Below are 25,345 nucleotides of genomic sequence, written 5' to 3'. Positions count from 1 at the left end.
AAAATGCCAAAACGTACAGATATTAAAAGCATCCTGATTCTAGGCGCCGGCCCGATTGTCATCGGTCAGGCGTGTGAGTTTGACTACTCGGGGGCACAGGCGTGTAAAGCGCTGCGTGAAGAGGGTTACCGCGTTATTCTGGTGAACTCCAACCCGGCAACCATCATGACCGACCCTGAAATGGCCGATGCGACCTACATCGAGCCGATTCACTGGGAAGTGGTGCGTAAAATTATTGAAAAAGAGCGTCCAGATGCTGTGCTGCCGACGATGGGCGGCCAGACGGCGCTGAACTGTGCGCTGGAGTTGGAACGTAAGGGCGTGCTGGCGGAATTCGGCGTCACCATGATTGGTGCAACGGCGGATGCGATTGATAAAGCAGAAGATCGTCGTCGTTTCGATGTGGCGATGAAGAAAATCGGTCTGGATACCGCACGTTCCGGTATTGCACACAATATGGAAGAAGCGCTGGCTGTAGCGGCTGACCTCGGCTTCCCGTGCATTATCCGTCCTTCCTTTACAATGGGCGGCACCGGTGGCGGTATCGCTTACAATCGTGAAGAGTTTGAAGAGATCTGTGAGCGCGGACTGGATCTTTCTCCAACCAAAGAGCTGCTGATCGATGAATCGCTGATCGGTTGGAAAGAGTACGAGATGGAGGTGGTGCGTGATAAGAACGATAACTGCATCATCGTCTGCTCAATCGAAAACTTCGATGCCATGGGGATCCACACCGGAGACTCCATCACCGTTGCGCCAGCGCAAACGCTGACGGATAAAGAATATCAAATCATGCGTAACGCCTCGATGGCGGTACTGCGTGAAATCGGTGTAGAAACCGGTGGTTCTAACGTTCAGTTCTCGGTGAACCCGAAAACAGGTCGCCTGATTGTTATCGAAATGAACCCGCGTGTATCACGTTCTTCCGCGCTGGCGTCTAAAGCAACGGGCTTCCCGATTGCGAAAATCGCGGCCAAACTGGCGGTGGGTTATACGCTCGATGAGTTGATGAACGACATCACTGGTGGTCGTACGCCAGCGTCTTTCGAACCGGCTATCGACTATGTTGTCACCAAGATCCCACGTTTCAACTTCGAAAAATTCGCCGGTGCCAATGACCGCCTGACCACGCAGATGAAATCTGTGGGTGAAGTGATGGCGATTGGTCGCACACAGCAAGAATCCTTGCAGAAAGCACTACGTGGTCTGGAAGTCGGTGCGACTGGCTTCGATCCAAAGGTAGATCTGGACGACCCTGAAGCGCTGACTAAAATTCGCCGCGAGCTGAAAGATGCCGGTGCCGAGCGTATCTGGTACATCGCTGATGCTTTCCGCGCGGGTATGTCAGTCGATGGCGTATTTAACCTGACCAACGTTGATCGCTGGTTCCTGGTGCAAATTGAAGAGCTGGTGCGTCTGGAAGAGCAGGTTGCAGAAAAAGGTATCACCGCGCTGGATGCGGATTTCTTACGTGCACTGAAGCGTAAAGGCTTTGCTGATGCGCGTCTGGCGAAACTGGCTGGCGTGGCGGAAAGCGAAATTCGCAAGCTGCGCGATAAATTCGACCTGCATCCGGTGTATAAGCGTGTCGATACCTGTGCGGCAGAATTCTCGACCGATACCGCTTATATGTATTCCACGTACGAAGAAGAATGTGAGGCTAACCCGACTCAGGATCGTGACAAAATCATGATATTGGGTGGTGGGCCAAATCGTATTGGTCAGGGGATCGAGTTTGACTACTGTTGCGTCCATGCTTCGCTGGCGCTGCGTGAAGATGGCTATGAAACCATCATGGTTAACTGTAACCCTGAAACCGTTTCAACAGACTACGATACGTCCGACCGCTTGTACTTCGAACCGGTAACGTTTGAAGATGTACTGGAAATCGTCCGTATTGAGAAGCCAAAGGGCGTTATCGTGCAGTACGGTGGCCAGACGCCGCTGAAACTGGCTCGCGAGCTAGAAGCCGCTGGAGTACCGGTTATCGGAACTAGCCCAGACGCGATTGACCGTGCAGAAGACCGTGAGCGCTTCCAGCATGCCGTCAATCGTCTTGGGCTGAAGCAACCGTCTAACGCCACGGTAGCGACGATTGAGCAGGCGGTAGAGAAAGCGCGTGGCATCGGCTATCCGCTGGTCGTCCGTCCTTCTTATGTTCTGGGCGGTCGCGCGATGGAAATCGTGTATGACGAAATCGACCTTAAGCGTTATTTCCAAAACGCGGTTAGCGTATCCAACGATGCGCCCGTTCTGCTGGACCGTTTCCTTGACGATGCTATTGAAGTTGACGTCGATGCGATTTGCGACGGTGAACGTGTACTGATTGGCGGCATTATGGAACACATCGAGCAGGCGGGGGTTCACTCCGGTGACTCGGCTTGTTCACTGCCTGCTTACACACTGAGCAAAGAGATTCAGGATGTGATGCGTCAGCAGGTTGAAAAACTGGCGTTTGAACTTTGCGTTCGCGGCCTGATGAACGTGCAGTTTGCGGTGAAGGATAACGAAGTTTATCTGATTGAGGTGAACCCGCGTGCCGCGCGTACTGTCCCATTTGTCTCGAAAGCGACCGGTGTTCCATTGGCGAAAGTCGCTGCGCGAGTGATGGCAGGCAAAACGCTGGCTGAGCAGGGTGTCACCAAAGAAATCATCCCGCCGTATTACTCGGTGAAAGAAGTGGTGCTGCCGTTCAACAAATTCCCTGGCGTTGACCCGATTCTGGGGCCAGAGATGCGTTCGACCGGTGAAGTCATGGGCGTTGGCCGCACGTTTGCTGAAGCGTTTGCCAAAGCGATGCTGGGCAGCAGTTCGCACATGAAGAAAACTGGACGTGCGCTGCTGTCGGTACGTGAAGGCGATAAAGCCCGCGTGGTGGATCTGGCGGCTAAGCTGTTGAAGCACGGTTTTGAGCTGGATGCGACGCACGGCACGGCGATTGAACTGGGTGAGGCTGGCATTAATCCGCGTCTGGTGAATAAGGTGCATGAAGGTCGTCCGCACATTCAGGACCGCATCAAGAACGGCGAGTACACCTACATCGTCAACACCACCGCAGGGCGTCAGGCGATTGAAGATTCCAAGCTGATTCGCCGCAGCGCGCTGCAATACAAGGTGCACTACGACACCACGCTGAATGGTGGTTTTGCTACGGCAATGTCGTTGACGGCAGATCCGACGGAGAAGGTCACTTCCGTGCAGGAAATGCATGCGATGATTAAAGGCTGATAGGACCGACTTCGGTAGGTTGTAAGCTGATAATAAAAGCCAGCGTTGGTAACAGCGCTGGCTTTTTCATGGGGAACGTTTTGAGTTTTATCCCAACGCCACTTTGATACCCAGCGCGATCAACACCGTTCCCAGCAGCTTATCTACCAGTTTCTGCACTTTAGCCAATCCTCGGCGTACCGGCTCACTTTGGAAAAGCACCACCAACAGCGGCCACCAGACGAGAGAAAGCAGCCAGATAATCATGGCGTACCACAGTTTTTCACCGATGCCGGAGTGAATGTTCAGAACCTGGGTGAACATCGCCAGAAAGAATAGTGTGGCTTTCGGGTTAAGCAGGTTGCAGAGATAGCCTTGCAGGAATGCTTTTTTCAGGCTGACACTTTGCTGTGTCAGGTTTGATACGTCCATTTTGCTTCCGCCGCGAGCGAATAGTGCCTGAATACCGATCCAGATTAGGTAGGCGGCGCCCGCATATTTCAGTACATTAAACAGCCACGGCGTGGTGGTGATGACGACGGCTAGCCCGGCGACGCAGTACGCCATGTGGGTTGCTACGCCGCAGATTACGCCAAAGGCGGTCATCATTGCGGCAGCACGTGGGTAGCGTGCCGCATTCCTGATGACGAGGAAAAAGTCGGGGCCGGGAGAAAGCATCCCCAGCGTGGCGATAGTCGCGACAAACAGCGATGTTTCTAGCATGATCATTCCAGACAGTGAAAAAGAGAGGGACGAGGGAAATCATAGCGCCAGAATAATGAATTCGCATCACACTTATTGGTTATTCGGCGGCGATATGTTAACAATTGTCCTTTCATTTTTTGTGGTTAATTTCAGGGGCAGGTTGAGATAATAACATGGTCAGTGAACGTGAGAACCGTGAACGATTAAGTGGCGCAAAACGGATGGATGAAGCGCCACAGCAGCGGGAAATAACCCGATTGTGCATCCAGTGTGCGCTGCTGCTGTTACAGCATGGCGCAGAGAGTATGGTGGTAGAACAGCTGTCCTCACGACTAGGCATGGCGCTTGGCGCCGATAGCGTTGAGAGCTCAATCTCGGCAAACTCGATTGTGCTGACCACCATCATGCAGGGGCATTGCCTGACGTCAACGCGGAAGAATGCGGATCGCGGCATTAATATGCACGTTGTCATTGAGGTTCAGCATGCGGTCATCATGGCCGAGCATAAACTGCTGGATGTGGCAGGGGTGGAGAAGCGTTTGGGACATATTAAGCCACTGCGCTATCCGCGTTGGCTGATGGTTTCCGTTGTGGCGCTCTCCTGCGGCTGTTTCAGCCGTTTGAACGGCGGTGGGTGGGATGCCTTTATTGTCACACTGATTGCCAGTGGTCTGGCGATGTATGTCCGTCAGGTCTTTACCGGACGACATCTGAATCCGTTGATCAACTTCTGTATTACGGCATTTGTCGCCACGTCAGCGTCAGGGCTGTTGATGCGTTTGCCTGCTTTTTCTCAGACGTCGACGGTGGCGATGGCGGCAAGTGTGCTGCTGTTGGTCCCCGGTTTTCCGCTGATTAACGCCGTGGCAGATATGTTTAAAGGGCACGTGAATACCGGTTTGGCACGCTGGACGGTCGCGAGTTTATTGACGCTGGCAACCTGTATTGGTGTTGTGATGGCGATGTCGCTGTGGGGGTTACGCGGATGGGCTTAAGTTTACTGTGGGCACTTTTGCAGGATATGGTGCTGGCTGCGGTCCCTGCGTTGGGATTTGCGATGGTCTTCAATGTGCCGCTGAAAGTGCTGCCTTACTGTGCGCTGTTGGGCGGCGTCGGGCACGGCGTACGATTTCTGGCGATACATTTCGGCATGAATATCGAATGGGCATCTTTTCTGGCGGCAATCCTGATTGGCATCATTGGCATCCGCTGGTCACGCTGGTTGCTGGCGCATCCGAAAGTCTTTACCGTGGCAGCCGTCATCCCGATGTTTCCCGGTATCTCTGCCTATACGGCGATGATTTCGGTGGTGGAGATATCACATCTTGGCTACAGCGAAGCGCTGATGAGCGTCATGATGACCAATTTTCTGAAGGCCAGCTTTATCGTCGGTGCGCTCTCTATCGGCCTGTCTTTACCGGGAATCTGGCTCTATCGTAAGCGGCCAGGGGTATAAAACTCTTATATTACATTTCCGCCGAGTCTTAATATCGACGAGCGAAAGGGCTTTCCGTATAGTGTCAGCAATTTTCTGACCTACAGGGTTTTTCACCATGGTTATTAGTTTGATTGCTGCACTGGCAGTGGATCGCGTGATTGGCATGGAAAACGCGATGCCGTGGCATTTGCCCGCCGATCTGGCATGGTTTAAGCGTAATACGCTTAATAAGCCGATTATTATGGGGCGTAATACCTTCCGCTCTATCGGTCAGCCGTTGCCCGGCAGACTGAACATTGTCGTCAGCAATCATCCGGGTGATGACGAGCGCGTGGCCTGGGTCTCTTCGCTGGACGCTGCGCTGGCGGCGGCAGGTGAGGTTGAGGAAGTGATGGTGATTGGCGGTGGCAGCGTCTATCAGCAGATGTTGTCGCAGGCTAACCGCCTCTACCTGACGCATATTGATGCCGAAGTGGAAGGCGACACGCATTTCCCTGACTATGAGCCGGATGAATGGCAGTCTGTTTTCAGCGAATTCCATGATGCTGATGAGCGCAACTCACACAGTTACTGCTTCGAAATTCTGGAACGCCGCTAGGAGCACTTTCCTGCAATAACGTTCCGTCGGTAATACGATGAATAGCCAAACCCGCCTCGCTGCGGGTTTTTTCGTTTTCTGGGCCAGATGGTTAATCCACAACCTGACAGCTCTCCCAAATGGCTTTTCTCAGCCAGCGATGTGCAGGATCGCTCTCGCGACGCGTATGCCATACCTGCTGGAATGCAAAATTGGGGATTGTGAATGGAGGCGGAAAAATGTGCAAATCTGGTGTATTGATTCGGGTCATGCTACGCCGTGCTGCGGTCAAAACCAGATCGGTACCGGCAATAAGATTGATGGCGGCATGCCAGTGGGGCAATGTCAGCACAACATTGCGCGCTCGGCCGCTTGCTGCCAGCGTGCTGTCAATTTCATTAGCCGAATCAGGATGCATCGTGACCAGAATATGTGGCCGCTCCAGCCACGCGTCAAACGACAGCATACCGTTTTCCGGCAGCGTGTTACGGTCCGCCAGACAGGCAAAATGCTCTTCAAAAAGAACTTCGGCGTGTACCTCGGGTGGGCGTTCAGGGAATACACCGAGGCTCAAGTCGATTTCTCCATCGTTCAACTGTGCCAGCATCATTTCACGGCCAGCATGGCTGATAGCCAGTGAAATGCCGGGAGCCTGCATGCGCAAATGCCGCATGAGCGTTGGCAACACCGCATTCGTACCGTAATCAGAGAGGGCCAAACGGAAATGTCGCGTGCTATGGCGCGGATCGAATGATGGGGTTTGTATCAACACATTCAGCTGTTCAAGCGCGTGTTCCAGCGGGCCGAGTAGCGCCTGAGCCCGGGTCGTTAGCGTCAAACCAACCTCACGCCGGACTAATAGCGGATCGTTAAAAATCTGACGCAGCTGTGATAATGAATGGCTGACGGCAGGCTGGCTGCGGTGCAGGCGCAGCGCAGCTCGCGTGACGTGTTTTTCCGTCAGCAAAGCATGAAGCGTTAGCAGCAGATTCATGTCGATACGACGCAAATCATCCATTCTATGAATTCCTTCTGTATGAATTACGAATTTCCATCAGTTTAATGGATGCTTGAGTATTGGAACATCCCAATGACGTTGTGCATTTCATATTGTGAGCCAGGGGGTTCCATGTCGTTATTTTCTTCCTTTTCTCTCTCACTGCTGTTGCCACTGGGTATTGCTGTGCTTGCCGGGAGCATTGTGCCTTTTCAGGCTGCCAGCAATGCGGCGCTGGGGCGTTCATTAGGCCATCCGCTTTGGGCAACGCTGGTATCTCTGTTGGTTAGCATTTGCGTGCTGTTGCCGATCTTGTTTGCGGCTCGGGTACCCGTTCCAGCGGTTGGTAATGCCTTACAGGGATCGTGGTGGATCTGGTTGGGTGGGGTGGCGGGCGTTGTTTATATCACCGCTGCGCTATTGCTGACGCCACAGCTCGGTGCTTCAGGCTTTATTGTCTGCGTGATTGTCGGTCAGGTTGTCGCATCGCTGATTATCGATCATTTTGGTTTGATGGGGCTGGCGGTGAAGCCCGCGACTCTGGGACGAATAGCCGGTGTCGCGTTAATAGTCATGGGTATGCTGGTGGTGCAATGCTCCGCGACTTCTCAACCGCGGGTGACACATGTTGTTGAACCTCATAAGCCCCCACATTGAGGGGTACCTCCGAATGTTGGCCATTTAAGCTCGTTTTTAGGGGAAATACAGGGGGAGGTTCCCGTAGGGACGCCTCAGCCTGTGGTCACCCCGTGTATCTCGATCTTTAAACAATTGGCGGTTAGGGCATCTCTTCACTTTCCAACGTTTGCCGGTCACATTTCCGTCACCTGCCATTGCTAGTATAGAAACACGCTGTCGCTCGCGTAGTTAAATTGAAATGTGGTTAATTCGAAATACATGTAAATCACTGTGTTTGATACGAAGGAGGCAGTACATATGGCGAATAAAAACAGTAATCTGAATACTGACCGTTTGAGCGATCCGCGCCGCCGTGAATTACCATTGGGTGGAGTAGAAACTGTGGGTCTGGCTGGGCTTCTTGGCGGTGGCGTGTGGTCTATTCCCGCCGAGGCGTTAGCCGTTCCGTCATCCAAAAAGAGTCAGTCTGGGACGACCTTCCCCTTTCTGTGACACTTTCCCTTTCTATGACAATAGTACGGCTGGTGATGAGGTGGATGCATCCGTGCATCTATTCACTGAGTCAGAGCGTGATATCACCTGAGAGTTCGGTATTTGATGAGAGTGACGGTTGCGTGAAATAGCGCTTGTCGTCCCAACGTAGCATAGTCAGTTCTCCCCCCCAACAGCACCCGGTATCTAGCGCATAAATGTTTTCCGGCGTGCCTTTCCCTTCCAGTGATGCCCAGTGGCCGAATGCAATAGCGTATTCCCCAGCAACTTGGCTCGGCAGATCAAACCACGGTTTTAGCAGTGAAGGTGCCTGACCCGGCTGCTCTTTGCAGAGCATATCTAACTGCCCGCCAGAGAAGCAGTAGCGCATGCGGGTAAAGACATTGGTGCTAAAGCGTAGGCGAGCCAGACCGCTGAGTTCCGGGCTCCAGTGGTTCGGCATATCGCCATACATGGCATCAAGGAAGAGCGGGTAGCTGTCGCTGCTCAGGATCGATTCGACTTCGCGTGCACACACCAGTGCCGTCGGCAGGTCCCACTGTGGTGTTATGCCCGCGTGTGCCATGACCAGCTTCAGATCTTCATCAACCTGTAAGATCGGTTGGCGACGTAGCCAGTTGATTAGCTCGTCTGCGTCCGGTGCAGTGAGGAGATCATTGAGACGATCTTTCGGCTTATTGCGGCTGATACCGGCATAAACGGCCAGCAGATGCAGATCGTGATTGCCAAGCACCATACGGACAGATGAACCGAGAGAACGAACGAAGCGCAGAACCTGAAGCGAGTCCGTCCCGCGTGCAACTAAATCGCCAGTTAGCCAGAGCGTATCTTGCTCAGGATTAAAGGAAACTTGCGCCAATAGCGCTTTAAGTTCAACTAAACAGCCGTGAACATCGCCAACTAAATAGGTAGACATAATTAATGTATCAGTGAGGGGATTGCCAGTCGGAAGACGGGGATTGGGACCTGAAACGCTTTACTCTGATGGTCAACCATATGGTAGTGGCCTTCCATTGTGCCGAGGGGCGTTTCCATGACTGCACCGCTGGTATATTGGAACTCGCCGCCAGGCTCGATAATCGGCTGTTCACCGACTACGCCTTCACCCTGAACTTCAGTCTGACGGCCATTACCGTTGGTGATCAGCCAATAACGCCCCAAAAGCTGGACTTCATGACGCCCCAGATTGCGAACCGTAACCGTGTAAGCAAACACGAAACGTTCTTCATCAGGCTCTGATTGTGATTCCACATAGAAGCTCTGAATTTGTACACAAACACGGGGCGCATTAATCATGATGAACTCCAGTTATTCCTGTTTTGCAGGATGCTCGCTCAACCAGTTTGCCAATCGACAATATTGCTCAACGGTCACATTCTCTGCGCGGCTGGTGACATTGATACCCAGCTCGGTGAGCGTTTCTGGGGTGAATAGGTTGCCCAGACTGTTACGCAATGTTTTACGGCGCTGGTTAAACGCTTCCGTGGTGATGCGGCTCAGCATTCGAATATCGCTGACTGGGTAGGGGAGCTCGGCATGAGGGACGAGTCGCACTACGGCGGAATCAACTTTAGGTGCGGGCTTGAATGCCTCTGGTGGCACTTCAAGCACCGGAATTATCTGACAATAATACTGTGCCATAACGCTCAGGCGTCCAAAGGTTTTACTGTTTGGCCCTGCTACTAAGCGGTTAACCACTTCTTTCTGCAACATAAAGTGCATGTCACGGATAGATTGAGTATAGGTGAATAAGTGGAACATTAGCGGTGTGGAAATATTATACGGCAGGTTGCCAAAAACGCGCAGCGGTTGCCCAGCCTGTTCAGCGAGCGCGGCGAAATCGATCGTCATGGCGTCTTGCTGAATAATCGTCAGCTTATCTTTCAGCGTTGGGTGTTTTTCCAACCGTGCTGCCAGATCTCTATCCAGCTCAATAACGGTAAAACGATCCATCCGTTCGCCAATGGGCGCGGTCAGCGCGCCGAGGCCTGGGCCGATCTCTACTACTGCTTGACCCGGCTGAGGATGAATCGCCGATACGATGCTATCGATCACGAAGTGATCGTTTAAAAAGTTTTGCCCAAAACGTTTACGGGCGAAGTGACCTTGGTGTACGCGATTATTCATTACTATTCTTTATCATTTTAATGGCAAGATTTAATGCCGTGATGAAACTACCGGGGTCAGCGCTGCCGGTTGCGGCCAGCTCTAGTGCTGTGCCGTGATCGACCGATGTGCGGATAAACGGTAACCCCAGTGTGATATTAACAGCGCGCCCGAAGCCCTGATATTTCAGAACCGGGAGCCCCTGATCGTGATACATCGCCAAAACGGCATCAGCGTGTTGCAGATACTTTGGCTGGAAAAGTGTGTCGGCAGGCAACGGCCCAATCAGCGTGATGCCCTGTTGCCGTAGCTCGTCCAGTGCCGGATTAATCACATCCAACTCTTCACGGCCCATATGGCCGCCTTCACCAGCATGAGGATTCAGTCCACAAACATAGATCTGTGGTTGAACGATGCCGAATTTTGTCTGCAAATCATGATGCAAGATCGTGATGACTTCATGCAGGCTCTGGCGGGTAATTGCCGCAGAAACGGCAGCAAGCGGTAAATGCGTGGTCGCTAAAGCGACGCGCAATTCTTCCGTCGCTAGCATCATGACAACACGCTCACGGCTGCTGCGATCGGCGAAAAATTCAGTGTGCCCGCTGAAAGGAACACCGGAATCGTTGATAATGCCTTTATGTACTGGGCCGGTAATCAGCGCGGCGAATTCGCCGTTTAGGCAGCCATCACATGAACGGGCTAATGTCTTAACGACATAAGCGCTGTTAGCCACATTCAATTGACCTGCAATGACGGTTGCTGATGCGACGATCGGCAGGATGGTGAGGCTACCTGCCTGTTGTGGTTGTGCGGGCTGGCCGGGTTGATAGTCACGCAGCGTCAGCGGCATAGACAGCTGCAATGCGCGAGTTAATAATAGGTCAGGATCCGCACAGATCACTAGCTCTACAGGCCAGGCCTGCTGTGCCAGAGCAATCACCAGATCGGGGCCAATCCCACCGGGCTCGCCGGGGGTGATCACAACGCGTGGCGTATTGCTCTTAGTCTGCATTAGTTAGTGGCACCATTAATCACTTTGACATAAGCCGCTGCACGCTGTTCCTGCATCCAGGTTTGCGCTTCTTCAGCGAATTTACGATTAAAGATCATACGGTACGCTTGCTCTTTTTGCGCCGCGTCGGTTTTATCAACCTGACGAGTGTCCAGCAACTGAATCAGGTGCCAGCCAAAAGAGGAGTGAATCGGTTGGCTGATTTCGCCTTTCTTCAGTTTCAGCAACGCATCGCGGAAAGCCGGATCGTACATATCTGGAGAAGCCCAACCAAGGTCGCCGCCCTGATTCGCCGATCCAGGATCCTGAGAAAGCAGTTTGGCTTGTGCAGCGAAATCGGTGCTACCGTTTTTGATCTGCTGTGCTACGTCGGCCAGTTTGGCTTGCGCCTGACTGTCCGTCATCACCACAGACGGTTTGATCAAAATATGGCGAGCGTGCGTTTCAGTTACCGATACGCTTTTGTTACCGCCGCGAATATCGTTAACTTTCAGAATGTGGAAACCCACACCAGAACGGATCGGGCCGACGACTTGGCCTTTCTGCACCTGTGTTAAGCGTTCAGCAAACAGCGTTGGAATTTCCTGCAACTTGCCCCAGCCCATTTGGCCGCCTTTCAGCGCCTGAGAATCAGATGAATAGGTGATGGCCAGCTTACCGAAATCCGCCCCTTCGTTGATTTGTTTCACCAGAGACGTTGCCAGATTTTCCGCTTCATCAACCTGCTGTTGAGTCGGGTTTTCCGGCAATGGGATCAGAATATGGCTCAGATTCAGCTCATCATTCTCGCCGGTCTGGTTCGCAATCTGCTTAGCCAGCGTATCGACTTCCTGTGGCAGTACGGTAACGCGACGACGGACTTCATTGTTACGCACTTCCGAAATCAGCATCTCTTTGCGAATCTGGCTACGGTAGGTGTTGTAGTTCAGACCTTCATTAGCCAACTGACTCTTTAACTGATCGATAGACATCCGGTTCTGAGCGGCAATATTAGTAATTGCCTGATCCAACTGCTCATCCGTCACCTGGATACCCATCTTCTGCGCCATTTGCAGGATGATATTATCCATGATCAGACGGTCGGTAATCTGATGACGCAACGTGGCATCATCTGGCAACTGCTGCCCGGCCTGCTGGGCGTTCAGTTTTACCGACTGCAAAAGACTGTTTACATCGCTTTCCAATACGACGCTGTTATCGACGACTGCTGCGACCTTATCAACCACCTGTGGTGCTGCGAACGCGGTAGAGGCACTCAGTGCCAATCCGAGAATAAGCGTTCTCCAGTTCTTCATACCTTTCCCATTATTTCATCCGCAAGGCGGGTTAAAAGTTCCAACGTTTCAGTGAAACAGCCTGTTTACTATCCTTATCGACCCAGCACTCTGCATGACATCAGAATGCGCGCTGGTAAGGCAAAATACCCGAGCGCAGCATTTTGTCAGAACCCAAGCCGTAATTACTGCTTAAACCACGTAACTCGATATTAAACGACACTTTGTTGTCGTATTCACTGCTGCGGCTGGCGCTGTTCCAGTCGGTAATTTTACGTTCATAACCGACGCTCACGGCCCAACAGCAGGTATTGTACTGTAAGCCAATAAGCTGATTTGCCGGCTGATTGGCCTTGGTGTCGTAATAATAAGCACCCACAACAGCCCAACGTTCGACGATCGGCCAGCTAGCGGTAACACCTACCTGCGAAATACCTTGCTGAGAACCTTGGTTGGTCACGTTCGGCAGCATGTCGCGGATATATTCAGGGCTAGCGTAGCGGTAGTTTAACTGCACCAGACGTTCCGCATCACGACGGTATTCTAACACGGCGTCGCCCAGCGCGACTTCGTTCAGACGATTGTCATATTGCAGACCACCGCGAACGCCCCAACTGTCATCGATTTTCAAGAAAGAATCACCGGCCCATACCTGACTGCCGTTATTATCACTTTTATCGAGCGACGTGTTGCGGTCACCGGTGCGAGGACGATCGAAGTAATAGATTTGACCAATAGAAGCGTTAAAACGTTCAACCAGCGCATCATCATAAATACGCGTGGTGACACCGGTCGCAATCTGATTCGCGGACGCGATGCGATCCAGACCGCTGTAGCTGCGATCGCGGAACAGGCCAGAATAGTCGGTCTGCATCAACGTCGAGTCATAGGTATGGATGCTGCTCTGATCGCGATAAGGTACGTACAGGTATTGCGCGCGAGGCTCCAGCGTCTGGGTATAGGCTTGAGACCAGTCCATTTCGCGTTCAAAGACCATTTTGCCATCGACTTTATATTGTGGCATGACGCGGTTAACGGAACTCTGAAGCGCGTTTTTATTAACATCGCTGACAGTCGGGTCGGCACGGTAACGATCCAGATTATCTTGTTGGTAGTGCGTCGCTAATAGTTTGGCTTCGGTATTCAGGCTGGCCCAGCGGTTTGCCAGCGGGAGATTTAGCGTTGGCTCAACGTGCAGACGTGTCGCTTCCGGCCGATTGTCGTTGACGTTGGTAAATTTTACCGCCTGACCATAAAGGTGCATATCAACTGGGCCGATATCATTCTGGTAGTAATTGATATCAAGCTGTGGCTCAGCGCGGTAGACATCACGACTGGTCGCATTGGAAAAGACCTGGAACTGTCTGGTGGACAGTGTGGTATTCCAGTTTTGGTTCGCATAGCCCGTACTGAGTTTTTGGGTAACGTAACCATCGGTGGTTGAACCGTAATGCGAATCCAGATCGGTGAAGTAGCGGTCGTCGCTGACTTTTGTATAGTCTGCGTCAAAACGCCACACCTGATCCATTACGCCGCTGTGGCCCCAGTGGAGTAGCCAGCGGGTATCATTATCGTCTTGCTGTGAGGTTTTGGCGTATTCACTGTCGCTAGGTAGCCAGTCGAACTGAATAACGCCAAGGCCCGGTGTGGTCAAGTAGCGGAATTCGTTCTGCCACTGCATGCCACGTTTGGTTTGCAGATGCGGCGTGATGGTGGCGTCAAAATTAGGGGCGATATTCCAATAATAGGGCGTCAGCAGTTCAAAGCCATTGCTGCTACCATATTTCGCATTGGGGATCAGAAAGCCAGAGCGTCGTTTATCGCCGATAGGAAGTTGTAAATACGGGCTGTAGAATACAGGCACGCCACCAATCTTGAAACGCGCGTTCCAGATTTCAGCAACCTGTTCTTCTCTGTCTTGAATCACTTCCGAACCGACGACACTCCAGCTATTATCTCCCGGCAGACAGGACGTGAAGGAGCCGTTTTCCAGAATGGTGTAGCGATTGCTGTCACGCATTTTCATTTTGTCGGCGGAACCACGCCCTTGACGGCCCACCATCTGATAGTCGCCTTCATAGACGTCGGTATCTTTGGTGTTCAGGTTGGCCCAGGCTTTAGGGCCTTTTAGGATGACCTGATTATCGTCGTAGTGGACCTTTCCCGTCGCGGTAATAGTACGCGTAGGCGTGCTACCCTGCGTTGCCGGATCCAACTGGTTCAGCTCCACCTGTTCGGCGGTCATGATGCTGTTACCCTGCTGGATGTTAACATTGCCGATGAATTTGGCATTGTCGGGATAGTTGGCTTCGGTTTTGTCGGCCTGAATATTGACCGGCAGCTGATTGGGATCGCCTGTTACCAGCGGCCTGCTGTACGTGGGTACACCCAGCATGCACTGTTCAGCGAGATCGGCCAGCGCGTGCTGGCTGTAAAGCGCCGACCAAACCAGAGTGGCCAGCAGAGTTGGGAAACTTTTTTTCATACGTGTTATCAGGTGTTCCGTCATCAGGGGCATCATGTCGGCAAACGGTCAGAGACTATATCACTCGTTAGCGTTGCGCCAGTGTTAAATCCCCACCGCTTATATACGCACCGCCGTTAGGTGCAAAGATAAATGACAGGTATGATAAAGCAATTTTTAGCTGACGGCATGAGGATTTGAGGAGTATATGCGGTATTGGGGAAAGTTGCTGGGGTTGGCGCTGGGAATCGTCTCAAGCACTGGCATCTGGGGAATGATCATGGGCTTATTGATGGGGCATTGGATTGACAGAGCCCGGGCATCGCGTCGCCGTGATTATTTCTCTGCTCAGTCTACCCGTCAGTCATTGTTCTTTCTCACGACCTTTCAGGCCATGGGGCATCTGACCAAATCCAAAGGCCGGGTGACGGAAGCTGATATCAATATAGCGACCAAAATGATGGATCGCCTCGAGCTGTTTGGTGACGCTAGAGCTGCCGCCCAACGGGCTTTCCGCGAGGGAAAGGCTGGCCAATTCCCTTTGCGAATAAAATTGCGCAAGCTGCGTGACGCCTGTCTGGGGCGTTTTGATTTAATTAAGATGTTTCTGGAAATTCAGCTTCAGGTCGCGTTTGTCGATGGTGTTCTGCATCCGAATGAACGTCGTGTGCTGTATGTGATTGCTGATGAACTGGGCGTGACGCGTGAGCAGTTTGAGTTTTTCCTGCGGAATATGGAAAGCCCCACTGGGCAGCAGTCTCGGCAGAATCAGTCACGCCAAAACGGGAAATCGCAACAACGCCGTAATAACGGTTACTCCAATGGACACTCTTATGGCGGCCAACGCCCGCCCTCACCGCTACGTGGGCCAACGGTCGAGAGCGCCTGTCGTACGCTGGGTGTGCGCAGTAGTGATGATGCCGTGACGATTAAACGCGCCTATCGCAAACTCATGAGCGAACATCATCCCGATAAGCTGGTCGCCAAGAAACTTTCGCCGAGAATGATGGAGATGGCCAAGCGCAAAGCGCAAGATATTCAGGCCGCTTATGAATTGTTGAAAAGCGCGAATCAGACAAAATAATCCGTATCCTTCCCCCTTCATTGCTTCCCTCTTTTACCGCTTCACATTTTATCGTGCCATCAAGCCAGATTTGAAAACACCAACAGCGTGTTGATCTCAGAAATCCGCTTCGCAACGAAAGTGCATCGGGGTATTGAAAGCCGGATGCGTGATAGCCAGCTCTTGTGCGTGCAGTAAAAGGCGGGGTGCCATCGCTTTGGCATCAGGATGCGCATAAAACCCATCGCCGAGGATAGGGTGGCCGAGTGCCAGCAGATGGACGCGCAGTTGATGGGAGCGACCGGTAATCGGCATCAGCTTGACGCGTGTTGTACCGTCATCGTCACGCGAGAGTACCTGATACTCTGTCTGTGCTGATTTTCCTGTTTCAAAGCAGACTTTCTGTTTCGGGCGGTTTGGCCAGTCGCAGATCAGTGGCAGATCGATGACGCCTTCATCCTGTGCCATATGTCCCCAGACGCGGGCAAGGTAGGATTTCTTGGGCTCGCGCTCGCGAAACTGACGTTTTAATTCGCGCTCGGCAGCTTTCGTGAGTGCGACGGCGATCACGCCGCTGGTTGCCATATCCAGACGATGAACGGATTCGGCCGTGGGGTAGTCAGCCTGAATGCGGTTCATTACGCTGTCTTTGTGTTCTGGCGCGCGGCCGGGAACCGACAGCAGACCGCTGGGTTTATTCACCACCATGATGTGCTGATCCTGATACAGAACATGCAACCAGGGATCGGTAGGTGGATTATAGGGTTCCATTCACGCTCCAAAATACGCAAAAGACAGGGACGTCGTTGCTGTTTGATCGAGATACACGGGCCTATCACGGGGCGAGGTGTTCCTGCGGAAACCTCATCCCCGCGCTTTCCCTAATATGCTGCTATCCGTACGCTGAAAAACCTAGCTGCCCATACTACGCATAACGCATAACGCATAGGACGGGCGACGGGCGGCACATTACTGATGCGTTACCACGACCAGACGGATCGCATCCAGACGCCAGTTGGCCTCGTGCAGATTGCTCAGCACCTGCTCGCGCTGATTTTCCAGCGCGGTCAGCTCATCTTCACGAATGTTAGGATTGACGGCTTTCAGCGCTTCCAGACGTTCCAGCTCGCGGCGCAGTTGCAGATCGGCCTGCTGTTGCGCTTCAGTGATTAGCTGGCGCGCCTGCGTTTCCACCAACGCTTCTGCCTGTTGCAGCATAGCGTGAACATCGGATTGCACTGCATTCACCAGCTTGCTGGAAGTATGGCGGTTCACCGCATTGAGCTGACGGTTAAAGCTCTCAAACTCCACCTGTGCGGCCAGATTCGTGCCTTTACGATCCATCAGCAGTCGAACCGGTGTTGGTGGCAGGAAGCGGGTCAGTTGCAGGTGTTTTGGTGCCTGAGCTTCCACAACGTAAACCAGTTCTGCCAACAGTGTACCGACCGGCAGCGCTTTATTTTTCAGCAAGGAAACCGCACAGCTTCCGGTATCGCCGGACAGCACCAGATCGAGCCCGTTACGGATGAGCGGGTGTTCCCAACTGATAAACTGCGCGTCTTCGCGTGAGAGAGCCTGATCGCGATCGAAGGTGATCGTACAACCGTCCTGCGGCAGACCGGGGAAATCCGGCACCAGCATATGATCGGATGGTGTCAGAATGATCAGATTATCGCTGCGATCTTCCTGATTGATGCCAACGATATCAAACAGGTTCAGGGCGAATGTCACCAGGTTGACGTCATTATCCTGTTCGGCAATGGCTTGTGCCAACAGCTGAGCCTGTTCGCCGCCGTTAGAATGCATTTCCAGCAGACGATCGCGACCTTGTTCAAGCTGTTGCTTCAGGCTGTCGTGCTGTTGGCGGCAGGTATGGATAAACTCATCCAGTCCCTGCTGTTCACCGACGGTCGTCAGTCGCTCGATTAACTGTGCATGGTGCGCATCATAGATGGTGCGACCTGTTGGGCAGGTGTGCTCAAACGCATCCAGCCCTTCGTGATACCAGCGTACCAGCAGAGCCTGGGCGGTGTTTTCCAGATACGGCACCAGAACCTGAATTTCTTTTGCCTGCCCGATGCGGTCCAGACGGCCAATACGCTGCTCCAGCAAGTCGGGGTTGAACGGCAGATCGAACATCACTAAATGGCTGGCAAACTGGAAATTACGGCCTTCGGATCCGATCTCTGAACAGATCAGCACCTGTGCGCCTTCTTCTTCAGATGCAAAATAGGCGGCGGCGCGGTCACGTTCCAGAATAGACAGCCCTTCATGGAAGACGGCGGCGCGAATGGCTTCACGCGTGCGCAGCACTTGCTCCAACTGGAGCGCTGTCGCTGCCTGTGCGCAGATCACCAACACTTTTTCATCACGGTTGGTGGTCAGGTAGTTCAGCAACCATTCCACGCGCGGATCGAAGTTCCACCAGGTGGCATCGTCCCCTTCGAGCTGTTGATAAATTTGCTCAGGGTACAGCATATCGCGCGCGCGGGTTTCCAGTGGCTTGTTCGCATTCATAATGCCGGAAACTTTGATTGCCGTTTGGTACTGCGCTGGCAGCGGCAGGCGGATTTGATGCAGGACACGCTGCGGGAAGCCTTTAACGCCCTGACGCGTATTGCGGAACAACACACGGCTGGTGCCGTGGCGATCCATCAACATGGTGATCAGTTCCTGACGCGCCTTCTGATTGTCATCGCTGTCGCTGTTGATGGATTTCAGCAACGGCTCAATGTCCTGTTCGCCCAGCAGATCGCTTAGCACATTCAGTTCAGCCGCTTGGGCTTTTTCACCCGCTAACAGCAGTGTGACGGCATCGGCGACCGGACGGTACTGCTGCTGTTCGGCAACGAATTCCTGATAGTCATGGAAACGGTTGGGATCGAGCAGGCGTAAGCGTGCAAAGTGGCTCTGCTGGCCAAGCTGTTCCGGCGTTGCGGTTAATAGCAAAACGGCCGGAGTGGCGCGTGCCAGCGCTTCAATAGCCTGATATTCCGGGCTGGGGCTTTCTTCACTCCAGACCAGATGGTGGGCCTCATCCACGACCAGCAGATCCCAGTCGGTGTTAACTAACTGCGCAAAGCGCTGGGCGCTGCGTTGAACAAATCCCAGCGAGCAGATCACCAACTGTTCAGTTTCAAACGGATTGCTGCTGTCCAGCTTGGCTTCGGCATAGCGCTCGTCGTCAAACAGTGAGAACAGCAGGTTAAAGCGGCGCAGCATTTCAACCAGCCACTGATGTTGCAGGGTTTCCGGTACGACAATCAGCACGCGACTGGCACGACCCGCCAGCAATTGCTGGTGGATGATCATACCGGCTTCAATGGTTTTCCCTAGACCGACTTCGTCCGCCAGCAAAACGCGTGGCGCATGGCGTTGGCCGACTTCATAAGCGATGTGAAGCTGGTGGGGGATGAGGCTGGCGCGCATGCCGCGCAAACCGCCCCATTGTTGCAGCGCCTGCTCGTTCTGATGCTTACGGGCGCGATAGCGCAGCGCAAAGCGATCCATACGATCAATCTGTCCTGCGAACAGGCGATCTTGCGGTTTGTTGAACGTGAGTTTGCTGTCCAGAAAGACTTCACGCAGTTCCGCTGGCGTTTCGTCGTCCAGGCGTTGGCCGCAATACACCAGCAACCCTTTTTCTTCTCGCACGTCATCAATCTTGAGCTGCCAGCCTTCATGGCTGGTGACGGTGTCGCCGGGATTGAACATCACACGGGTGATGGGGGCGTCACTGCGGGAATAAAGTCGGTTTTCACCGCTGGCAGGGAAAAGCAGCGTTATCATACGCGTATTGACGGCAACAACCGTTCCCAGTCCAAGTTCGCTTTCCGTATCGCTGATCCAGCGCTGACCAAGTGTAAAAGGCATAAATTCTTAGCTCGATGTTCGTCTGTGTCGGGGGAATGTCTGATTACATTATCGAGTGCTGATAATGCTGCGATGCAAATTCAGAAAGGGCGTTATGGTAATGGATGACGGCGCATTCGTCACCTCTCAAAACTTGCTGTACCGTGAATTAACCGCTTTGATTTAAGATCATCCGATCTAGGCATTTAAAATAATCCCATCTGACCTGTCACCAGTGTAGCAAAATCATCATGCAGGAAAGGAAGAATGGCGTCCGCAACGGGTTGGAGCTGGCGTTCTACATAATGCTGATAATCCAGCGGTGAATGTCGGGTTTCCAGCGGTTCGGGGCCGTTGACGGTCATCACATAGCTGATCCAGCCACCGTTTTGGTATTGCAGTGGCCGCCCTTGCTGGCGGTTATAGTCATCGGCGATTTTAGCGGCTCTGGCGTGTGGCGGCACGTTGCGCTGGTAATCGTCAAGCTTGCGGCGCAGCCGTTTACGGTAGATTAGCAGATCGTCAAAATCACCGTTCAGCGTATGGTCAACATAATCCCGCAGCCAGTCCTGATAAGGCTGTTGTTGAAAAATCAGCAGATAGAGCTGTTGTTGAAACTGCTGCGCCAGCGGTGTCCAGTCGGTACGCACGGTTTCCAGCCCTTTGAACACCATCTTTTCGCCCTGTGGCGTGTCGATAAGTCCGGCGTAGCGTTTTTTACTGCCTTGTTCCGCGCCGCGAATCGTCGGCATCAGGAAGCGGCGAAAATGCGTTTCAAACTCTAACTCCAGCGCGCTGGTTAACTGCTGGGTGTCTTGCAGATGCTGTGTCCACCACTGATTAACGTGTTGCACCAGTGATTTGCCAATCTTTGCGGCTTCCTCTGCACTGTGCGCATGTTTAAGCCAGACGAACGTGGAGTCGGTATCGCCATAAATCACTTGATAGCCTTGTTCTTCTATCAACTCGCGCGTTTTACGCATGATTTCATGACCGCGCAGGGTGATAGAGGAGGCGAGGCGTGGGTCGAAGAAACGGCAGCCTGTGGCACCCAGTACGCCGTAAAAGGCATTCATGATGATCTTCAACGCCTGCGACAGTGGCTTATTGTTGGTACGCTTCGCTGCTTCACGCCCTTGCCAGATTTGCTCGACAATGGCAGGCAAGCAGTGCTGTTCACGGGAGAACCACGCACCACGAAAACCGGAGACAGCGTGCTGAGCGTCTGGATTCTGTGTTCCCACTGCCAGCCCGACTGGGTCGATCAGAAAGGTGCGGATAATCGAGGGATAGAGGCTCTTATAATCCAGTACTAAAACCGAATCATAGAGGCCGGGACGCGAATCCATCACAAATCCGCCGGGACTGGCTTCAAGCGCGACCTCGCCCAGGTTGGGGGCGACATAACCCATGCGGTGCATGCGCGGTAAATAGAGGTGAGAAAATGCCGCGACGGAACCACCGCTACGGTCTGCTGCCAGCCCGGTGACGCTAGCGCGTTCCAGCAAGAAGGGCAACAGCTCGGTCTTGTCGAAAATACGCGTGACCAATTCGCAGTCTTGCAGGTTATAGCGAGCGAGTGCAGGCTTATCTTCGGCAAAACGGCGGTCGATTTCATCCATCCGCTGATAGGGCGTGTCGATGGCTTTGCCTTCTCCCAGCAGCGACTGCGCGACAAACTCCAGACTGAATGAGGCAAAATTCCACGTTGCAGATTTGAGTGCTTCAATACCGTCAATAATCAAACGACCCGTTGCGCTGGCAAAGAAATGTCCCTGTTTAAAACCGTGTTCTCGCCATTCCAACGCCTGCCCGTTGCGCCCCAGCTTGAGTGGGATGTGGTAGCGTTCGGCATGTTTCTGCAAAACGCGCAGGTCAAACTGCACCAGATTCCAGCCGATGATGGCATCGGGATCGTGCTGCTGCATCCAAGTGTTCAGCTTTTCCAGCAGTAGCGGGCGGCTGGCGACGTACTCAAGATTAAAATTATCGTGTTCAGGCGTACCGTTAGGCGGGCCGAGCATGTAAACCTGGCGCTGTCCGCAGCCTTCCAGCCCGATGCAGTAAAGCTCACCGTGGCGGTTGGTTTCGATATCCAGTGAGACCAGCCTGAGCGTCGGGCGATAGTCAGGATTGGGTTTCATGCGGGCTTGCGTCAGCAGGTTGTCTGATGTGGGTGTACCGTTCAGCCATACGGGCGCGGTGATAAAGCGCTCCATAAGGAAGCGTTCCGGCGGGCGAATATCCGCTTCGTAGACCTGAACACCTCCCTCTCGCAGTAACTTTTCCAACCGCAGTAGCTGACGGTATTGCGGACAATACAGCCCCAACAGCGGTTGATGATGGAAATCCTGCATGGCGAGCGGCTTTAACTGCCAGCGTTTTTCCTGCTGTAAGAGTGTTCTTGCAAGGGCTTCCTGCTGTGCGGGAATAAAGGCAATAGCCTCTTGTACTGGCAGCCGTGCGAGCAGCGGGCCCTCATCGGTGGCCAGCCAGAATTCAACCTGCGTGCCTGCTGGCGTATCGTTCCAGTGGCGGGTCAGTAGAAACCCCTGACGAACCTGAGTCACTAAGCGGCCTTTTATAGCAAGCGAGATAAGGAAGGAGAATAACGCTAAGTATGGTTATTTATACAGGTAATGTCCAGCGGCATCACCTGTTATAAAGGCAGGGGAAGTTGGGGTTAATACTCGTCGTGTACGGCTGAAACCACGCGATTGCGGCCTTCTTGCTTGGCTTTATACAGAGCCTCATCCGCTAGCTTGAAGGTTCGCTCGATTGATATATCGTTGACGGCCGGTTGCCACAGCGCCACGCCCAAAGAGATCGTAATACTACCCACAACAGGAATGGTTGATTCCTGCGTGCGTTGCCGCAGACGTTCGGCAATGTCGAGTGCCACATCCAGCGTGGTTTCCGGCAGCAGGATCAGGAACTCTTCGCCACCGCTGCGGCACAGAATATCGGAATCGCGCGAGTTGCTACGAATCAACTGCGACAAATCACGAATGACGTTGTCCCCCACGTCGTGCCCGTAGGTATCATTGATGCGTTTAAAGCGGTCGATATCCAGCGCGATGACGGCAAAACTTTTCTGCCCCATCTGCCAATAGCGGAGAGCGCTATCCAACCCACGACGATTGAGCAGTTCAGTCATCGGGTCTGAGTGTGCTTCAGAGCGTAATTTACCAATCTTACGCTGGAGTAAATCGATACCCAGTAACATCGCCTGTTTGAGCTGCGAGGCTTCAAAATACCAAGAATGGATATTTCTAATATCATCGGAGACGTCTGTTGCATCCATCTTATTCGCGCTGCGTGCCAATAGCCAAAGCGGCTGCGCGATGAGCCGGGCAAGCAGCCAGACGCAGAATATGGTTAAAAGCGCTAGCGGAAGCGTGTGGCGCAGAACGTTTAGCATCAGGCCATCCAGTGGTTTCAGCGTAATGTCTGTCGGGCGGAGTGCGACAATCTCCCACTGCGAGGTGGATTCAACGGCATAGCCCGCTAACATTTTCTCACCCAGATAGTTCACCATATGCTGACTGCCATTATCCTCGTGCAGCGCGTCGATCTTCAGGTTATTGGTTTCTGTTTTGTCAATACGCTCTATATCGCGGTGATACAGCATTTGTTTGTTTTTATCGGTGACGTAGATATAAGAGCCGTCGCGGTAATAGTGTTTATCTAATAGCGTATTGAGAACACTAGGCTGTTTAAGATAGATCGATCCACCGACAAAGCCTTTGTAGCGCCCATCCCGTGTGAAAATCGGTGTAGATATCAGCACGATGAAGTTATTGGCGGCAGAAATATAGGGTTGGCTAATGAGAGAGCGCCTTTCTTTCAAGGCTTCGAGTGCGCCGTCTGTTGTCAGGCTTTTTCCGATTAGCTGGAAGGTATCGGGTGATGTTGCTCTGACGATACCTTTTTCATCGGCAATGACGACAGAGTTGAAATTGCTGGTCTGTAGCCGTAAACGCTCAGCTTCTTTAAATAGACTCGCTTTATCATCCATCTGGGTGGCGACGATATTGGCGCTGTAGGCTAACTGTTGCTGAGATTCTTTAAAGAAAGAATGAGTCATTGCCGCTAGCTTGGTGGCGTAAACGCGATTGGCTTCAAGTGTGTTATCAATCAGAAGCTCTCGTTGGACGCGGTAGCTGGCATAAAAACTGTTTGCCAGCGTCACTAATGCGCTTGCCACTGCCAGAAGTAGGATAAGGCGTCGTAACCCGAGATGGTTGAGTAGTTTAAAAAACATAGTGGCAGTGCGGCACGGTGGCAAAAAATGACCGCTATCATAAGTGTAGATGCCCGTCGGTGCAAAAGAATTGACCAGTAATCAGGAGTTGACGGCTTCTGCTATGATCCAGACAATCTTTGTTTTTATAAAGTACGGGTAGGTTTTATGGAAGCGTGGCTGGATCATCTGGTTACTCAATCACTCGCGTATTCACTGATCGCCGTCATGCTGGTTGCCTTTCTGGAATCTCTGGCTCTGGTGGGCCTGCTGCTGCCGGGCACGGTAATGATGGCAACGCTGGGGGCGCTGATTGGCAGCGGACAAATGGGGCTGTATCCAGCGTGGGCGGCTGGAATTATCGGTTGCCTGCTCGGGGACTGGATTTCTTATTTTATTGGCATGCGCTTCAAAGCGCCGCTGCATAATTGGTCTTTCCTGAAAAAGTATCAGGCGTTACTGAATAAAACCGAATATGCCCTGTATCAACACCCGATGCCGACGATATTGATCGGGCGTTTTGTCGGCCCGACGCGGCCATTAATCCCGATGGTGGCGGGAATGTTGGGCTTACCGCCTTATAAATTCGCGGTGCCGAATATCATCGGCTGCCTGCTGTGGCCACCGGCCTATTTCTTACCCGGTATTCTGGCTGGGGTTGCGATTGATATTCCCGCAGGGGCCAACAGCGCGGGCTTTAAGTGGTTGTTGCTGGTAACCGCCATCGTGGTGTGGGTCGCAGGCTGGTTAAACTGGCGCTGGTGGCGCAGTGATAAGCGTAAACAGCATGATTGGTTTAGCAAAAAGGTGCCGCTCAGACGCCTGCGTTGGGTGGCTCCAGTGATATTTGTGGCGGCGGTTGCATCGTTGATCGTGCTGATTCAGCACCCGCTGATGCCGGTTTACCGGCACCTGTTGTGGCAGGTGCTCAACGGGTGAGATTGGGCAGGCCGGGGAAGACCCGGCCACGCCATCTAGCAGTAAAACTCGGCGACCTGCTCGAAAATACGCATTTCTTCCCCGTGACGACGTACCTGAAGGACGTCTTCCAGTTTCTCCACCTGACTGATCATCTGCTGTAGTCGTTGGTCATCTTTGACAAGTAGCCAGATTCGGCTTTCTTCACCGTTTGCCAGTGGCATACAGAGAATGCCTTCTACGTTAAATGCCCGGCGGGCAAACAGGCCGCAAACGTGTGACATCACGCCGGGGTGATTGCGTACTGAGAGTTCTAGCGTGACCTGATTTGACGTTGGTTGAGTTTGCATAGTCA

Annotated in this window: 21 protein-coding genes; 8 read left to right on the top strand and 13 right to left on the bottom strand. The window is 52.9% G+C overall.

Annotated elements, in window-relative coordinates; translation table 11 throughout:
- Nucleotides 1-3: 3 nt before the first annotated feature.
- The gene (carB, locus tag GZ59_RS18545; protein WP_011095368.1) at nt 4-3,228 is read left to right on the top strand and encodes a carbamoyl-phosphate synthase large subunit; all 3,225 of its coding nucleotides are present in this window, start codon (nt 4-6) and stop codon (nt 3,226-3,228) included.
- A gap of 87 nt (nt 3,229-3,315) precedes the next feature.
- Here the strand turns inward: carB and GZ59_RS18540 are convergent, their stop codons facing one another.
- Nucleotides 3,316-3,930 carry a LysE family transporter gene (locus GZ59_RS18540; protein WP_010681757.1) on the bottom strand — a complete coding sequence of 205 codons (615 nt, stop codon included), beginning with the start codon at nt 3,928-3,930 and terminating at the stop codon, nt 3,316-3,318.
- 203 nt (nt 3,931-4,133) lie between these two features.
- Here GZ59_RS18540 and GZ59_RS18535 point away from each other — a divergent pair, with 203 nt between their 5' ends.
- From GZ59_RS18535 to folA, 3 genes are all read left to right on the top strand, one after another.
- Complete coding sequence (locus GZ59_RS18535) at nt 4,134-4,907, top strand: threonine/serine exporter family protein (RefSeq protein ID WP_100675301.1); 774 nt, start codon at nt 4,134-4,136, stop codon at nt 4,905-4,907.
- Nucleotides 4,898-5,368, top strand: a complete 471-nt coding sequence (locus GZ59_RS18530; protein WP_011095363.1) for a threonine/serine exporter — start codon at nt 4,898-4,900, stop codon at nt 5,366-5,368. The genes GZ59_RS18535 and GZ59_RS18530 overlap by 10 nt, the downstream gene beginning before the upstream one ends.
- A 97-nt stretch (nt 5,369-5,465) precedes the next feature.
- Nucleotides 5,466-5,948 (top strand): type 3 dihydrofolate reductase, encoded by a 483-nt coding sequence (folA, locus tag GZ59_RS18525; protein WP_039293761.1) that lies wholly within the window; start codon nt 5,466-5,468, stop codon nt 5,946-5,948.
- A 91-nt stretch (nt 5,949-6,039) separates the two neighbouring features.
- On the opposite strand, the gene GZ59_RS18520 is transcribed toward folA, so the two are convergent.
- On the bottom strand, nt 6,040-6,945 hold the full coding sequence (locus GZ59_RS18520; protein WP_039293758.1) for a LysR family transcriptional regulator: 906 nt from the start codon (nt 6,943-6,945) through the stop codon (nt 6,040-6,042).
- A gap of 111 nt (nt 6,946-7,056) precedes the next feature.
- Between GZ59_RS18520 and GZ59_RS18515 the strand changes: the two genes are divergently transcribed.
- Nucleotides 7,057-7,581, top strand: a complete 525-nt coding sequence (locus GZ59_RS18515) for a DMT family transporter (protein ID WP_039293755.1) — start codon at nt 7,057-7,059, stop codon at nt 7,579-7,581.
- A gap of 279 nt (nt 7,582-7,860) precedes the next feature.
- Complete coding sequence (locus GZ59_RS18510; RefSeq protein WP_039293752.1) at nt 7,861-8,055, top strand: hypothetical protein; 195 nt, start codon at nt 7,861-7,863, stop codon at nt 8,053-8,055.
- A gap of 70 nt (nt 8,056-8,125) precedes the next feature.
- On the opposite strand, the gene apaH is transcribed toward GZ59_RS18510, so the two are convergent.
- The 6 genes from apaH to lptD form a co-directional block, all read right to left on the bottom strand.
- Entirely contained in the window at nt 8,126-8,971 is an 846-nt protein-coding gene (apaH, locus tag GZ59_RS18505) for a bis(5'-nucleosyl)-tetraphosphatase (symmetrical) ApaH (RefSeq protein WP_039293748.1), read from the bottom strand.
- A gap of 2 nt (nt 8,972-8,973) precedes the next feature.
- Nucleotides 8,974-9,351 carry a Co2+/Mg2+ efflux protein ApaG gene (gene apaG, locus GZ59_RS18500; protein WP_011095358.1) on the bottom strand — a complete coding sequence of 126 codons (378 nt, stop codon included), beginning with the start codon at nt 9,349-9,351 and terminating at the stop codon, nt 8,974-8,976.
- 12 nt (nt 9,352-9,363) lie between these two features.
- Nucleotides 9,364-10,182, bottom strand: a complete 819-nt coding sequence (rsmA, locus tag GZ59_RS18495) for a 16S rRNA (adenine(1518)-N(6)/adenine(1519)-N(6))-dimethyltransferase RsmA (RefSeq protein ID WP_039293745.1) — start codon at nt 10,180-10,182, stop codon at nt 9,364-9,366.
- Entirely contained in the window at nt 10,175-11,176 is a 1,002-nt protein-coding gene (pdxA, locus tag GZ59_RS18490; RefSeq protein WP_039293742.1) for a 4-hydroxythreonine-4-phosphate dehydrogenase PdxA, read from the bottom strand. The genes rsmA and pdxA overlap by 8 nt, the downstream gene beginning before the upstream one ends.
- Nucleotides 11,176-12,471 (bottom strand): peptidylprolyl isomerase SurA, encoded by a 1,296-nt coding sequence (gene surA / locus GZ59_RS18485; protein WP_039293738.1) that lies wholly within the window; start codon nt 12,469-12,471, stop codon nt 11,176-11,178. The genes pdxA and surA overlap by 1 nt, the downstream gene beginning before the upstream one ends.
- A gap of 100 nt (nt 12,472-12,571) precedes the next feature.
- A complete protein-coding gene (gene lptD / locus GZ59_RS18480) occupies nt 12,572-14,935 on the bottom strand; it encodes an LPS assembly protein LptD (RefSeq protein ID WP_039295259.1) in 2,364 nt (787 codons plus the stop codon).
- A gap of 187 nt (nt 14,936-15,122) precedes the next feature.
- Between lptD and djlA the strand changes: the two genes are divergently transcribed.
- Entirely contained in the window at nt 15,123-15,998 is an 876-nt protein-coding gene (gene djlA / locus GZ59_RS18475; protein ID WP_011095353.1) for a co-chaperone DjlA, read from the top strand.
- A gap of 96 nt (nt 15,999-16,094) precedes the next feature.
- Here djlA and rluA read toward each other — a convergent pair whose 3' ends face one another.
- The 4 genes from rluA to GZ59_RS18455 form a co-directional block, all read right to left on the bottom strand.
- Nucleotides 16,095-16,748 carry a bifunctional tRNA pseudouridine(32) synthase/23S rRNA pseudouridine(746) synthase RluA gene (rluA, locus tag GZ59_RS18470; protein WP_011095352.1) on the bottom strand — a complete coding sequence of 218 codons (654 nt, stop codon included), beginning with the start codon at nt 16,746-16,748 and terminating at the stop codon, nt 16,095-16,097.
- Between the two features lie 198 nt (nt 16,749-16,946).
- Nucleotides 16,947-19,850 carry an RNA polymerase-associated protein RapA gene (rapA, locus tag GZ59_RS18465; RefSeq protein WP_011095351.1) on the bottom strand — a complete coding sequence of 968 codons (2,904 nt, stop codon included), beginning with the start codon at nt 19,848-19,850 and terminating at the stop codon, nt 16,947-16,949.
- Nucleotides 19,851-20,035: 185 nt separating this feature from the next.
- Nucleotides 20,036-22,399, bottom strand: a complete 2,364-nt coding sequence (locus GZ59_RS18460) for a DNA polymerase II (RefSeq protein ID WP_039293733.1) — start codon at nt 22,397-22,399, stop codon at nt 20,036-20,038.
- A gap of 113 nt (nt 22,400-22,512) precedes the next feature.
- Complete coding sequence (locus GZ59_RS18455; protein WP_039293730.1) at nt 22,513-24,093, bottom strand: sensor domain-containing diguanylate cyclase; 1,581 nt, start codon at nt 24,091-24,093, stop codon at nt 22,513-22,515.
- Nucleotides 24,094-24,240: 147 nt separating this feature from the next.
- On the opposite strand from GZ59_RS18455, the gene GZ59_RS18450 reads away from it, so the two are divergent.
- The gene (locus GZ59_RS18450) at nt 24,241-25,011 is read left to right on the top strand and encodes a DedA family protein (protein WP_039293727.1); all 771 of its coding nucleotides are present in this window, start codon (nt 24,241-24,243) and stop codon (nt 25,009-25,011) included.
- 35 nt (nt 25,012-25,046) lie between these two features.
- Here the strand turns inward: GZ59_RS18450 and ilvN are convergent, their stop codons facing one another.
- A complete protein-coding gene (gene ilvN, locus GZ59_RS18445) occupies nt 25,047-25,340 on the bottom strand; it encodes an acetolactate synthase small subunit (RefSeq protein ID WP_011095347.1) in 294 nt (97 codons plus the stop codon).
- Nucleotides 25,341-25,345: the final 5 nt, after the last annotated feature.

It is taken from the genome of Pectobacterium atrosepticum, assembly GCF_000740965.1.
Taxonomy (GTDB): domain Bacteria; phylum Pseudomonadota; class Gammaproteobacteria; order Enterobacterales; family Enterobacteriaceae; genus Pectobacterium; species Pectobacterium atrosepticum.
Note: the sequence above shows the minus strand (reverse complement) of the source record. Positions and strands in the feature narration are given on the sequence as shown.